The sequence below is a fragment of the Geodermatophilus sp. SYSU D00708 genome (assembly GCF_054050115.1).
Genome location: NZ_JBJGYS010000002.1, coordinates 320,759 through 333,525 on the forward strand (window position 1 = coordinate 320,759; position 12,767 = coordinate 333,525).

The window sequence follows — 12,767 nt, forward strand, 5'->3', positions numbered from 1 at the left end:
CCGTAGGGTTGATCCAGTGCACACCCCCGACACCTCCGGCGTGAGCGGCACGGCCCTCTCGCCCGCCGGCCGGCTGCAGGCGGTGCTGTTCGACATGGACGGCACGCTGGTGGAGACCGAGCAGTACTGGGGCGAGGCGATGTTCGCCCTGGCCCGCGAGCTGGGCGGCGAGTTCTCGGAGCAGGCCCGGGAGCGGACCGTCGGCACCAGCATGCACGTGGCGATGGACATCCTGTACGCCGACCTCGGCGTGGAGCGCACCGAGGAGCAGTTCCTCGCCGACAGCCGGTGGATCGAGGACCGGGTGGCCGTGCTGCTGGGCGGGGAGATCCACTGGCGCCCGGGTGCGCGGGAGCTGATCGCCGAGGTCCGCTCCGCCGCGACGCCCACCGCGCTGGTGACGACCACGCCGCGGCGGCTGGCCGACGTCGTGCTCGCCGCGATCGGCCGGGCCTTCCCCGACCTCCCGCCGTTCGACGTCACCGTCTGCGGTGACGAGGTCCCCGCGCGCAAGCCCGACCCGGCGCCCTACCTGCAGGCCATGGCCGCGCTCGGCGTGGACCCGGCCGGCTGCGTGGTGCTGGAGGACTCCGTCGCCGGCGCCACCGCCGGCCTCGCCGCGGGCGCCGCGGTGCTCGGCGTGCCCTCGCTGCAGCCGCTGCCGCCGGCGCCCGGACTGGTGCTGCGGGACACGCTGGACGGCGTGGGCCTGGCCGACCTCGTCGACGTGCTGGCCGCCCGCGACGCGGTCTCTGCCTAGGCCCGAGCGGCCGGCGCCACCTCGCGGCCCCGGGACAGCACCAGCCGGGGGCGCTGCAGCCCGGTGACGTCGCGGGTCACGTCCCCGTCGGCCAGCAGCAGGTCGGCGTCCAGACCGGCCGCCAGCCGCCCGGTGCGGTCGCCCAGCCCGCACGCGCGGGCCGCCCGGCCGGTGGCCGCCGCCAGCGCCTCGGCCACCGGGACGCCGCAGCCCACCAGGTCGGCCACCGCCATGGGCACCAGGCCGTGCCGCTTGGGCGGGGAGATGCCGGCGTCGGTGCCGGCCAGGAGGGTCACCCCGGCCTCGCGCAGTCGGGCCACGTTGGCCAGCTGCGCCTCGACGGTCGCCCCGGCCGCCGCCATCCGCGCCTGGACGTGCGGCGGCGGCTGCGTGCCGGGACACCAGCCGAGGGTGGGGCACACCAGGGTGCCGGCCCTCGCCAGGCCGTCGGCCAGCTCCCGCGGCGTCCGCACGCCCTGCGGGGTCAGGCAGCTGCAGTGCTCGATGCCGTCGACCCCGGCGGCGAGGCACTGCTCCACGGCGGTCAACGCGTGGGCGTGGGCGGTGACCGGCAGGCCGTGCCGGTGCGCCTCGTCGACGACGGCCCGCAGCTCCGCCAGGGAGAACTGGCCGGCGGCCAGGTCGGTCCCGGGGGTCATCAGCCCGCCGCTGGCCATCACCTTGACCACGCCGGCGCCCCGCTCGGCGCGCTCGCGCACCGCCCGGCGCAGCTGGTCGATGCCGGTGGCCTCGCCGCCCATGGACCAGCAGTGCCCGCCGGGGGAGGTGATCGGCGGCCCGGCGGCGACGACCGTCGGGCCGCCGTCGTCCCGCCGGTCGCGCTCGAGGACCGCCCACCGGTGGTCGCCGAGGTCCCGGACGGCGGTCACCCCGGCGCGCAGCTGCTGCCGCCCGGCCTCGGTGACGATCGCGTCGAGCTCGTGGGCGGACAGCTCGGGGAGCTGGTCGAGCGCCCGTGGCCCGCTGTCGCCGCACAGGTGCACGTGCGTGTCGACCAGGCCGGGCAGCAGCGTGGTGCCCGGCAGCTCGGTGACCGGGCAGCCGGGCGGCGCGGGGGCGTCGCCCGGCTCGACGCCGGCGATCGTGCCGCCCTCGACCAGGACCAGGACCCCGCCGGGCAGCACCTGCTCGCCGTCGAAGGCCCGCTGGGCCCGGTACGCCCGCACGCCGCCCACTGTCGACCCGCAGGACCGGTCAGCGGAAGGGGACCCCGGCCAGCCACTCGTCGAGCAGCCCCCGGTCGCCGAGGACCTCCAGCCCGCCGTCGTCGACGCGCCGGCGGCCGTAGACGAGCAGCAGCAGGTCGGCCACCGGGCCCCGGACGGCGACGGCGGACCGCTCGTGCGCCCGCCGCCAGGCCTGGTGGGCGCCGGTCAGGTCGGCCACCCACTCCGCCCCGGGGGTGTCGATCGCGTGCAGGTGCACGGTCCGCCCGGGCCCGAGCAGCCCGCGCCGCTCGGGGTGGAACTCGAGCATCTGCGGCAGCGAGCCGAGCTCCAGCCACTCGTCGACCGCGTCGACGGCGACGTCCGGGTCGAGGGAGAACGGCTCGCCGGCGGCGAGAGTGGCGTCGGCGCGGTGGACGACGGTCTCGAAGGCGAAGCGGCGGGCCCAGAAGCGCATCGCGCCCGAGCCCGTCGGCGTCCAGACCGCCGCGTCCGGCCCGGCCGCCCGCAGCGCGTCGGCCAGCGGCTCGGCGGCGGCCAGCTCCCCGGCCAGCTCGGCGGCCGGCGGCTCGGCGTCGCGGACGACGTCGCGGAAGAAGCCGTCCGGCGGCGGCCCGCTCGCGCGGGTGGCGACCACCGTCTCGGCCCACCGCTGCCCGCCGCCGAGGTGCCGGACCAGCGCGCCGATCGTCCACCCGGGGCAGGAGGGCACCGGCGTGGCCGGGTCCGCCCCGTCGGCCAGCAGGCCGCGCAGCAGCCGGGTCTGGGTGACGATCTCCGCGCAGTGCCGCTCGAAGCCCAGCCCGGTCTCTGCGCCGGGCGCGTCCGGCCCCGTCCCGGGTCCCGTGTCGAGCTGGCGAGGCATGGGGAGAACGGGTCCTCTCTCAGTCGCGCTCGACGATCGGCAGGGTGTGCCAGCCGGCCGCGGCGGCGGCCTCCGCCGGGAACGGCGGGGGAGTGCCGCCGAAGGACGGGCACAGCGCCTGGTGGTCGCACCAGTCGCACAGCCGCGTCCGGTTGGGCCGGAAGTCGCCGGTGGCCACCGCGCGCTCGATCGCCGCCCAGATCGCCTGCAGCGTGCGCTCGAAGCGGACCAGCTCGCCCTCGTCCGGCGCGTAGGTCAGCGCGTCGCCGTCGCCGAGGTAGAGCAGCTTGAGCTGGCTCGCCACCACGCCCCGGGTGCGCCACAGCACCAGCGCGTAGAACTTCATCTGGAACAGGGCCTTGGCCTCGAAGGCCTCGCGGGGCATCGATCCGGTCTTGTAGTCGACCACCCGCAGCGCGCCGTTGGGCGCGACGTCGAGCCGGTCGACGTAGCCGCGCAGCAGCAGCCCGTCGGGCAGGGTGACCTCGACCAGCTGCTCCCGGCCGTCCGGCTCGATGCGCGACGGGTCCTCCAGGGAGAAGTAGGTCTCCACCAGCGTGCCGGCCGACGCCAGCCACGCCTCCAGGGACTGCCCGGCCGGTGCGTCGTCGGCCGCGCCGCCCTCGGCGAACAGCTCGGCGACCTCGGGATCGGCCCGCAGCTCCTCCCACGCCGGCGCGACCAGCTCGCGGGCGGCGGCGGGGGTGCGCTGCCGGGCGGGCAGGTCGTAGAGCTTCTCGAGCACCGTGTGCACCAGCGTGCCGCGCACGGCGGCCAGGCTCTTGCGCTCGGGCAGCCGGTCGATGGTGCGGAACCGGTAGAGCAGGGGACAGGTCTTGAAGTCCGCCGCCCGGCTCGGGGAGAGCGAGGGGCGGCGCGGGGTCGCCGTCGGGTCGACGGGCGAGTCCGGGGAAGGGGCAGCGGCCGCCTCGGCCGGCTGCGCGGGAACCGTCGCCGTCGTCATGCCCTCGAGGCTAGGCGGGCCCACCGACAGTTCCGAGTGCGCGCGCCGGGACGCCGACGGCGGCTCCGTAGGCTGGCCGCCCGTGGACGTGCAGCAGCAGACCCCCGAGACCCCCGACGAGCCCGCCGCGACCCCGGCCCCCGGACCGGTGCCGGGCGCGTTCGTCGCCGGCGACCGGGTCCAGCTCACCGATCCCAAGGGCCGGCTGCACACCGTCGTCCTGGAGCCGGGCAAGCAGTTCCACACCCACCGGGGCGCGATCGCGCACGACGACCTCATCGGCGCCCCCGAGGGCTCCGTCGTCCACTCCACGGCCAACACCGGCTACCTGGCGTTCCGGCCGCTGCTGGCCGACTTCGTGCTGTCCATGCCGCGCGGCGCGCAGGTCATCTACCCGAAGGACGCCGCCCAGATCGTCGGGTTCGGCGACGTCGGCCCGGGCATGCGGGTGCTGGAGGCCGGCGCCGGGTCCGGGGCGCTGACCTGCTCGCTGCTGCGCGCGGTCGGGGAGCGGGGGAGCGTCACCAGCTACGAGCGGCGGGAGGACTTCGCCGACGTGGCCCGGGCCAACGTCGGGGCCTTCTTCGGCGAGGTGCCGCCGACCTGGTCGCTGCGCCTCGGCGACCTCGCCGAGCACCCCGCCGAGGAGGTGGTCGACCGCGTCGTCCTGGACATGCTGGAGCCGTGGGCGGTGCTGCCCACCGTGGCCGCGGCGCTGCGGCCCGGCGGGGTGCTGGTCGGGTACGTCGCGACGGCCACCCAGCTGTCGACGTTCGTGGAGGCGCTGCGCGCCCAGGGCGTGTGGACCGAGCCGCACGCCTGGGAGACGCTGCTGCGCCCCTGGCACGCCGTCGGGCTGGCCGTCCGGCCCGAGCACCGGATGGTCGCGCACACGGCCTTCCTGGTGACCGCGCGGCGGCTCGCGGAGGGCGTCGTGGCGCCCGTCCGGCAGCGGCGCGCGCAGAAGGGATGACCCCGGGCGGGGAGCCTGGGACGATTCGCAACCCAGCTGTTCCCTCCTCGTGACCGGGGTGCCCGTGAGCCCCCGGCAGGCTGTCGCCGGGCGTGTATAGATTTGCCTCCTGGCTCTCCCGATGTGTGCGGAGGTGCGCGATGGGCCTGGGTCCCGACGAGTTCCGAGCGCGGCGTGAACGTGACGTCTCTGCGCTGCTCAGCCAGATCTCCTACCTGGAGGAGGAGATCGGGCTGCTGCGTCGCAAGGTGGCCGAGAGCCCCCGGCAGGTGCGGGCGTTGGAGGAGCGGATCGCCGAGGCGGAGGGCCGCGCGGCCTTCCTCTCCGAGCGCAACGACAAGCTGGCCGCCACCCTGCGCGAGGCGCGCGAGCAGCTGGTGACGCTCAAGGAGGAGGTGGACCGGCTCGGCCAGCCACCGTCGGGTTACGGCGTCTTCCTCGCTCGCCACGAGGACGGCACGGTCGACGTCTTCACCGGCGGCCGCAAGCTGCGCGTCTCGGTCTCCCCGGCGGTGGAGGTCGACTCGCTGCAGCACGGCCAGGAGGTGATGCTCAACGAGGCGATGAACGTCGTCGAGGCCTGCGGCTTCGAGCGCGCCGGCGACATCGTCATGCTGAAGGAGCTGCTCGAGCCGATCGACGGCGTGACGCCGCGCGCGCTGGTCATCGGGCACACCGACGAGGAGCGGGTGGTCTACCTCGCCGACTCGCTGACCGGCCAGCCGTTGCGCAGCGGCGACTCGCTGCTGCTGGAGACCCGTTCGGGCTACGTCTACGAGCGGATCCCGAAGAGCGAGGTCGAGGAGCTCATCCTCGAGGAGGTCCCCGACATCGACTACGGCGACATCGGCGGCCTGGCCCGGCAGATCGAGCAGATCCGGGACGCCGTCGAGCTGCCGTTCCTGCACGCCGACCTGTTCCGCGAGTTCGAGCTGCGCCCGCCCAAGGGCATCCTGCTCTACGGCCCGCCCGGCTGCGGCAAGACGCTGATCGCCAAGGCGGTCGCCAACTCGCTGGCCAAGAAGGTCGCCTCGGTGAAGGGGGAGGGGCAGGCGAAGTCCTACTTCCTCAACATCAAGGGCCCCGAGCTGCTGAACAAGTACGTCGGGGAGACCGAGCGGCACATCCGGCTGGTGTTCCAGCGGGCGCGGGAGAAGGCCAGCGAGGGGACGCCGGTCATCGTCTTCTTCGACGAGATGGACTCGATCTTCCGCACCCGCGGGTCCGGCGTGTCCTCCGATGTCGAGAGCACGATCGTGCCCCAGCTGCTCAGCGAGATCGACGGCGTCGAGGGCCTGGAGAACGTCATCGTCATCGGCGCCTCCAACCGGGAGGACATGATCGACCCGGCGATCCTGCGGCCGGGCCGGCTGGACGTGAAGATCAAGATCGAGCGGCCGGACGCGGAGGCCGCCCGCGACATCTTCAGCAAGTACCTGACCACCTCGCTGCCGATCCACCCCGACGACCTCGCCGAGCACGGCGGCAGCCGCGAGGCCACGATCGCCGGGATGATCCAGCGCACCGTCGAGCGCATGTACACCGAGAGCGAGGAGAACCGCTTCCTCGAGGTGACCTACGCCAACGGCGACAAGGAGGTCCTGTACTTCAAGGACTTCAACTCCGGCGCGATGCTGCAGAACATCGTCGACCGCGCCAAGAAGATGGCGATCAAGGAGCGCCTGGAGGCCGGCCCCGGCGGCGGTCTGCGGGTCGGTCACCTGATGGCGGCCTGCCTCGACGAGTTCAAGGAGAACGAGGACCTGCCCAACACCACCAACCCCGACGACTGGGCGCGGATCTCGGGCAAGAAGGGCGAGCGGATCGTCTACATCCGCACGCTCATCAGCGGCAAGGGCACCGAGTCCGGCCGCGCGATCGACACCGCGACCAACACCGGCCAGTACCTGTAGGAGGACCCTGCTGCCCCCCACGCCTCGCACGCTCGGCGTGGGCCCCTGCAGCAGGGCCGCCCCGGCACGTCACGAGGCCCGGTCCCCGTTCTCCACGAGGGCCGGGCCGTCGCCGTCCGTGCCGCGGAGGTGGTCCCGGACGGTGTCGGCAGCGCGGCCTAGGGTTGGTGCATGAGCGTGCGTCGGGTCATGGGCACCGAGGTCGAGTACGGCATCTCGGTGCCCGGGCAGCCGACGGCGAACCCGACCACCCTGTCCAGCCAGGTGGTCAACGCCTGGGCGGTCGCCGAGGCGCCGGCGCCGCGGCGCCCGCGCTGGGACTTCGAGGAGGAGTCGCCGCTGCGCGACGCGCGCGGGTTCGACCTGTCGCCGGCGCAGGCCCTCGACCACAACGACCTGGACGAGGACTCGGGGATGGCGAACGTCATCCTCACCAACGGCGCGCGGCTCTACGTCGACCACGCCCACCCCGAGTACTCGACGCCGGAGGTCACCAACCCGCGCGACGTCGTCCTGTGGGACAAGGCGGGGGAGCAGGTGATGGCCGAGGCCGCCCGGCGGGCCGCGCGCATCCCGGGCACCCAGCCGATCCAGCTGTACAAGAACAACACCGACGGCAAGGGCGCCTCGTACGGCGCCCACGAGAACTACCTGATGGACCGGCGCACGCCGTTCCTCGACATCATCCGCGGGCTGATCCCGTTCTTCGTGACCCGCCAGGTGGTCGCCGGCTCCGGCCGGGTGGGCATCGGCACCGAGGGGCGCACCCAGGGCTTCCAGCTCTCCCAGCGGGCCGACTTCTTCGAGGTCGAGGTGGGCCTGGAGACGACGCTCAAGCGGCCGATCATCAACACCCGCGACGAGCCGCACGCCGACGCCGACAAGTACCGCCGGCTGCACGTGATCATCGGGGACGCCAACCTCGCCGAGCTGTCCACCTACCTCAAGGTCGGGACGACGTCGCTGGTGCTGGCGATGATCGAGGCGCGGACGCTCACCCAGGACCTCTCCCTCGAGGAGCCGGTGGAGGCGCTGCAGGCGATCAGCCACGACCCGTCGCTGACCCACCAGGTGAAGCTGCGCGACGGGCGGCGGATGACCGCGCTGGAGGTGCAGGAGGCCTACCTGGAGATGGCGCAGCGGCACGTCGACCGCACCGGGGAGGCCGACGAGCAGACCGCCGACGTGCTGCGCCGCTGGGCCGAGGTGCTCGAGGACCTCGCCGTCGACCCGATGCGGTGCGCCGACCGGCTGGACTGGCCGGCGAAGCTGCGGCTCCTGGAGGGCTACCGCTCCCGCGACGGGCTGGGTTGGGGCGACTCCCGGCTGCACCTGGTCGACCTGCAGTACTCCGACGTCCGGCCGGAGAAGGGGCTCTACCACCGGCTGGTGGCCCGCGGCTCGATGCGGCGGCTGCTCGACGACGACGAGGTGACCCGCGCCATGCTGCGCCCGCCGACCGACACCCGAGCGTTCTTCCGGGGCGAGTGCCTGCGCCGTTACCCCGCCCAGGTGGCGGCCGCGTCCTGGGACTCGGTGGTGTTCGACCTGGGCCGGGAGAACCTGGTGCGGATCCCGACCATGGAGCCGTTGCGCGGCACCCGCGACCACGTGGGCGCGCTGTTCGAGTCGACGTCCTCGGCGCAGGAGCTGGTCGACACCATCACCGGCGGCTGAGCGCCTCCGCGGGCCGTCCACGGCGGCCCGCGGTCGACACCCGTTCGTCACCCCCCGCGGGTAGCTTCTGCTCACAGCACCAGCCACGCACCGACCTGGAGGCAGCCATGGCCACGAGGGACACCGGCGGTCAGCAGCGCACGACGCGCACCCGCGAGGAGACCGAGGAGGTCGAGGCCTCGGTCGACACCGAGGTCGCCGAGCGCCACAAGGAGATGACCGAGGACGTCGACTCGATCCTGGACGAGATCGACGAGGTCCTCGAGGAGAACGCAGAGGAATTCGTCAGGAGTTATGTACAAAAAGGCGGGGAGTGACCATTCCTTTCGCTATTCTCTCCGCATTTCAGAATGGCGAAGGAGAAGTACTGCCCTGACTGCGGTGAGCACCGGCCATTGACGGAGTTCACCAAGGACAAGCGGCGCGAGGATGGTCTCGCCTTCTACTGCCGTGCTCACGCTCGGCAGCGTGTCCGCGAGTCGAAGTTGCGACGTCTTGGACCGCCGAAGTCTCGGCACGTCCTCGACCGCGTCGTCCCCGACGGATCCAGGTGGTGTCCGGACTGCGACTCCGTCAAGCCCCTCGAGGACTTCCCGACCACGCCGACAAGCCGTACGGGGAGGCACACCTACTGCAAGCCCTGTCACAGTGCGCGTGGGCGGGCTTCCGTCGCGAAGGTCGGTGGGTCACGGACGTACCACCTGAAGCGGCGTTACGGGATCAGTGCAGAGGACGCCGACGCGATGCTCGAGGCGCAGGGCGGTCTCTGTGCCCTCTGCCGGGCCGCTCCCGCGGCGCACGTCGACCACGACCACGAGACCGGCGCTGTGCGGGCACTGCTGTGCTTCAACTGCAACGGCGGCCTGGGGCAGTTCCGCGACGACCCGTACCTGCTCCGGGTGGCCGCCTTCTACGTCGAGGGGCACCGGCAGCGCCAGGCTCTGGCGCTGCTCCAGGACGGGGCAGGCAACGCCCCGGGTGAGCCCCGCCGGCCGGGGAGCCCGCCGGTAGGGTCGCAGCGACGCCCGGGCAGCACGCGCAGCACGGGCCGGAGCAGCGGGGAACGCCGTCAGCGGGCGGCGGGAGAGGCGGATACGTGAGCGAGTCGTCAGCTGGCCGGAGCGGGTTCCCGCCCGCCTACCTGGACCGGGTGGGCTCCTCGTTCACCGACTTCCTCGCGGTCACCGCCCCCGACCTGCTGCCCGGCCGGCGCCCGGTGCCGCAGATCCCGGTCGGTGACATCACCCCGCACGGCACGACGATCGTCGCGGTCACCTACGAGGGCGGCGTCCTCATGGGCGGCGACCGGCGCGCCACCATGGGCAACCTGATCTCCAGCCGGGACATCGAGAAGGTCTACCCGGCCGACACCTGGTCGGTCATCGGCATCGCCGGGGCCGCCGGCATCGCCATCGAGATGGTCAAGCTCTACCAGGTCGAGCTCGAGCACTACGAGAAGATCGAGGGGCTGACGCTGTCGCTGGACGGCAAGGCCAACCGGCTGGCGCAGATGATCCGCGGCAACCTCGGCGCGGCCCTGCAGGGGCTGGCCGTCGTCCCGCTGTTCGCCGGGTTCGACCTCGACGCCCCGCCCGACGCCGCCCCGGGCCGCATCTTCAGCTACGACGTCACCGGCGGGAACTACGAGGAACGTGGCTACGCCGCGGTGGGCTCGGGCTCGCTGTTCGCCCGCAACTCGCTGAAGAAGACCTGGCGGCCCGGGCTGGACGGCGAGAGCGCCACCCGCAGCCTGGTCGAGGCCCTGTACGACGCCGCCGACGACGACTCCGCGACCGGGGGCCCCGACCCGGTGCGCCGGCTCTACCCGATCGTCTACCGGGTCGACGCCGAGGGCGCCGTCCGGCTGACCGACGACGAGGTCGCCGCCGTCGCCAAGACCATCGTCGACGAGCGGTCCGCCGCCGAGGGACAGGGCTGATCGCCATGACCATGCCGTACTACGCCTCGCCCGAGCAGCTGATGCGCGACCGCTCGGAGTACGCCCGCAAGGGCATCTCCCGCGGCCGCAGCGTCGCCGTGGTCACCTACGCCGACGGCGTGCTGTTCATCGCCGAGAACCCCAGCTCCACGCTGCACAAGGTCGGCGAGCTCTACGACCGGATCGGCTTCGCCGCCGTCGGCCGGTACAGCGAGTTCGAGAGCCTGCGGGTCGCCGGCGTGCGGCTGGCCGACGTCCGCGGGTACTCCTACAACCGGCGCGACGTCACCGGCCGGGTGATCGCCAACGCCTACGCGCAGACCCTCGGCGAGATCTTCACGCAGCAGATGAAGCCCTACGAGGTCGAGCTGTGCGTGGCCGAGGTCGGCGACACCCCGGAGACCGACCAGCTCTACCGGCTCACCTTCGACGGCTCCGTCGTCGACGAGCCCGACTTCGTGGTCATGGGCGGCCAGGCCGAGGCCGTGAGCGCCCACCTGCGGGAGCACTACCTCCCCGGCATGAGCCTGGCCGAGGCGCTGCAGGTCGGCGTCCGGGCGCTGTCGGCGGTCAGCCCGGCCACCAGCGGCAGCAACGGCAGCGGCCCGTCGCTGCTGAGCGCCGAGCAGCTCGAGGTCGCCGTCCTCGACCGGCGCCGGCCCAAGCGTGCCTTCCGGCGGGTCGTCGGCGCCGCGCTGCGCACGCTGCTCGACCGCGGCGACGCCGCCGCCGCCGAGACCGCGGTCGAGTCCGCTGAGGAGCCGCACACCGCCTCGCACGCCCCCAGCACGCCCGCCCCCGGCACGCCCGCCGGCCTCGGCGAGCCGAGCGCGCCGGACACCGGCGGCACCGCGGGCAGCGGGGGAGAGGCGCCCACGACCTGAGGGAGGGCCTCCCGCCCCTCGCAGGCCGGGGCGGCGGCCCTGCGGCGGCTGGGCGAGCGGCGGGAGGAGCCGCGCGCGGCGACCGGGCCAGGGTCGGCCTCGGCGCCTAGAGTCGGATCGTGGAACGACGGATCTTCGGCATCGAGACCGAGTACGGCGTCACGTGCACCTTCCGCGGGCAGCGCCGGCTGTCCCCGGACGAGGTCGCCCGCTACCTGTTCCGCCGCGTGGTGTCGTGGGGGCGCAGCTCCAACGTGTTCCTGCGCAACGGCTGCCGGCTCTACCTCGACGTGGGCAGCCACCCGGAGTACGCCACCGCCGAGTGCGACGACCTCACCGAACTGGTCGTCCACGACAAGGCCGGCGAGCGGATCCTCGAGGGGCTGCTGGTCGACGCCGAGCAGCGGCTGGCCGAGGAGGGCGTCACCGGCGACATCTACCTGTTCAAGAACAACACCGACTCGGCCGGCAACAGCTACGGCTGCCACGAGAACTACCTGGTCGGCCGGCACGGGGAGTTCAGCCGGCTGGCCGACGTGCTGATCCCGTTCCTCGTCAGCCGGCAGATCGTCGTGGGCGCCGGCAAGGTGCTGCAGACCCCGCGCGGCGCCATCTACTGCGTCAGCCAGCGGGCCGAGCACATCTGGGAGGGCGTGTCGTCGGCCACCACGCGCTCCCGGCCGATCATCAACACCCGCGACGAGCCGCACGCCGACGCCGAGCGCTACCGGCGGCTGCACGTCATCGTCGGCGACTCCAACATGAACGAGACGACGACGCTGCTCAAGGTCGCGATCACCGACCTGGTGCTGCGGATGATCGAGGCCGGCGTCCCGATCAAGGACATGGCGCTGGAGAACCCGATCCGGGCCATCCGCGAGATCAGCCACGACATGACCGGGCGGCGCAAGGTGCGGCTGGCCAACGGCCGGGAGATGTCGGCGCTGGAGATCCAGTCGGAGTACCACAGCCGCGCCGCGGAGTTCGTCGACCGCGAGGGCTTCGGCCCGGTGCACCGGCAGATGCTCGAGCTGTGGGGCCGGGTGCTCAAGGCCGTCGACTCCGGCGACCTGTCGCTGATCGACCGCGAGATCGACTGGGCCACCAAGTACACGATGATCGAGCGCTACCGGGCCAAGCGGGACCTGCCGCTGTCGCACCCGAGGATCGCCCAGATGGACCTCGCCTACCACGACATCAGCCGCCGGCGGGGCCTGTACTACCTGCTCGAGCGCAACAACGCCGTCGACCGGGTGGCCCACGAGCCGCGGGTCTTCGAGGCCAAGAACGTGCCGCCGCAGACCACCCGCGCCCGGCTGCGCGGGGAGTTCATCCGCCGGGCCCAGGAGAAGCGCCGCGACTTCACCGTCGACTGGGTGCACCTCAAGCTCAACGACCAGGCCCAGCGCACCGTGCTGTGCAAGGACCCGTTCAAGGCCGTCGACGAGCGCGTCGACAAGCTCATCGCGAGCATGTGAGGTCGAGCGGAGTGGGGGGGGGGGGGGGGGGGGGGGGGGGGGGGGGGGGGGGGGGGGCGGCGGGGCGGGCGGGCCCCGGGGGGGGGGGGGGGGGGGGGGGGGGGGGGGGGGGGGGGGGGGGTGTGGG

Annotated in this window: 12 protein-coding genes; 9 read left to right on the forward strand and 3 right to left on the reverse strand. The window is 73.6% G+C overall.

Annotated elements, in window-relative coordinates; genetic code table 11:
- Positions 1 to 16 precede the first annotated feature (16 nt).
- Entirely contained in the window at positions 17 to 760 is a 744-nt protein-coding gene (locus ACI79D_RS03380) for an HAD family hydrolase (RefSeq protein WP_456916889.1), read from the forward strand.
- Here the strand turns inward: ACI79D_RS03380 and ACI79D_RS03385 are convergent.
- Genes ACI79D_RS03385 through ACI79D_RS03395 form a run of 3 tightly spaced genes read right to left on the reverse strand, consistent with a single transcriptional unit; the run spans position 757 to position 3,776 of the window.
- Positions 757 to 1,947: an amidohydrolase family protein gene (locus ACI79D_RS03385; RefSeq protein WP_456916890.1), complete on the reverse strand. Its 1,191-nt coding sequence runs from the start codon at positions 1,945 to 1,947 to the stop codon at positions 757 to 759. The two genes, ACI79D_RS03380 and ACI79D_RS03385, sit on opposite strands and share 4 nt — an antisense overlap.
- 28 nt (positions 1,948 to 1,975) lie before the next feature.
- Positions 1,976 to 2,812, reverse strand: a complete 837-nt coding sequence (locus tag ACI79D_RS03390) for a maleylpyruvate isomerase family mycothiol-dependent enzyme (RefSeq protein WP_456916891.1) — start codon at positions 2,810 to 2,812, stop codon at positions 1,976 to 1,978.
- Positions 2,813 to 2,831: 19 nt separating this feature from the next.
- Positions 2,832 to 3,776, reverse strand: coding sequence for a RecB family exonuclease (locus ACI79D_RS03395; RefSeq protein WP_456916892.1), 945 nt, complete (start codon positions 3,774 to 3,776; stop codon positions 2,832 to 2,834).
- An 82-nt stretch (positions 3,777 to 3,858) separates the two neighbouring features.
- Between ACI79D_RS03395 and ACI79D_RS03400 the strand changes: the two genes are divergently transcribed.
- The 8 genes from ACI79D_RS03400 (at position 3,859) to pafA (ending at position 12,640) form a co-directional block, all read left to right on the forward strand.
- A complete protein-coding gene (locus ACI79D_RS03400) occupies positions 3,859 to 4,749 on the forward strand; it encodes a tRNA (adenine-N1)-methyltransferase (protein ID WP_456916893.1) in 891 nt (296 codons plus the stop codon).
- A 140-nt stretch (positions 4,750 to 4,889) separates the two neighbouring features.
- Entirely contained in the window at positions 4,890 to 6,662 is a 1,773-nt protein-coding gene (gene arc / locus ACI79D_RS03405) for a proteasome ATPase (protein ID WP_456916894.1), read from the forward strand.
- Positions 6,663 to 6,833: 171 nt separating this feature from the next.
- Entirely contained in the window at positions 6,834 to 8,339 is a 1,506-nt protein-coding gene (dop, locus tag ACI79D_RS03410) for a depupylase/deamidase Dop (protein ID WP_456916895.1), read from the forward strand.
- Positions 8,340 to 8,446: 107 nt separating this feature from the next.
- Positions 8,447 to 8,656, forward strand: a complete 210-nt coding sequence (locus ACI79D_RS03415; RefSeq protein WP_456907156.1) for a ubiquitin-like protein Pup — start codon at positions 8,447 to 8,449, stop codon at positions 8,654 to 8,656.
- Between the two features lie 33 nt (positions 8,657 to 8,689).
- Positions 8,690 to 9,439, forward strand: a complete 750-nt coding sequence (locus ACI79D_RS03420) for an endonuclease VII domain-containing protein (RefSeq protein ID WP_456916896.1) — start codon at positions 8,690 to 8,692, stop codon at positions 9,437 to 9,439.
- Positions 9,436 to 10,278 carry a proteasome subunit beta gene (gene prcB, locus ACI79D_RS03425; protein WP_456916897.1) on the forward strand — a complete coding sequence of 281 codons (843 nt, stop codon included), beginning with the start codon at positions 9,436 to 9,438 and terminating at the stop codon, positions 10,276 to 10,278. The genes ACI79D_RS03420 and prcB overlap by 4 nt, the downstream gene beginning before the upstream one ends.
- A gap of 5 nt (positions 10,279 to 10,283) precedes the next feature.
- On the forward strand, positions 10,284 to 11,162 hold the full coding sequence (prcA, locus tag ACI79D_RS03430; protein WP_456916898.1) for a proteasome subunit alpha: 879 nt from the start codon (positions 10,284 to 10,286) through the stop codon (positions 11,160 to 11,162).
- 119 nt (positions 11,163 to 11,281) lie between these two features.
- Positions 11,282 to 12,640, forward strand: coding sequence for a Pup--protein ligase (gene pafA, locus ACI79D_RS03435; RefSeq protein ID WP_456916899.1), 1,359 nt, complete (start codon positions 11,282 to 11,284; stop codon positions 12,638 to 12,640).
- Positions 12,641 to 12,767 lie beyond the last annotated feature (127 nt).

Excerpts from the sequence above, each read along its gene's own strand:
- ACI79D_RS03390 (WP_456916891.1), bottom strand. The coding sequence starts at position 2,812 with ATGCCTCGCCAGCTCGACACGGGACCCGGGACGGGGCCGGACGCGCCC.
- ACI79D_RS03395 (WP_456916892.1), bottom strand. The coding sequence starts at position 3,776 with ATGACGACGGCGACGGTTCCCGCGCAGCCGGCCGAGGCGGCCGCTGCC.
- arc (WP_456916894.1), top strand. The coding sequence starts at position 4,890 with ATGGGCCTGGGTCCCGACGAGTTCCGAGCGCGGCGTGAACGTGACGTC.
- dop (WP_456916895.1), top strand. The coding sequence starts at position 6,834 with ATGAGCGTGCGTCGGGTCATGGGCACCGAGGTCGAGTACGGCATCTCG.
- ACI79D_RS03415 (WP_456907156.1), top strand. The coding sequence starts at position 8,447 with ATGGCCACGAGGGACACCGGCGGTCAGCAGCGCACGACGCGCACCCGC.
- ACI79D_RS03420 (WP_456916896.1), top strand. The coding sequence starts at position 8,690 with ATGGCGAAGGAGAAGTACTGCCCTGACTGCGGTGAGCACCGGCCATTG.
- prcA (WP_456916898.1), top strand. The coding sequence starts at position 10,284 with ATGACCATGCCGTACTACGCCTCGCCCGAGCAGCTGATGCGCGACCGC.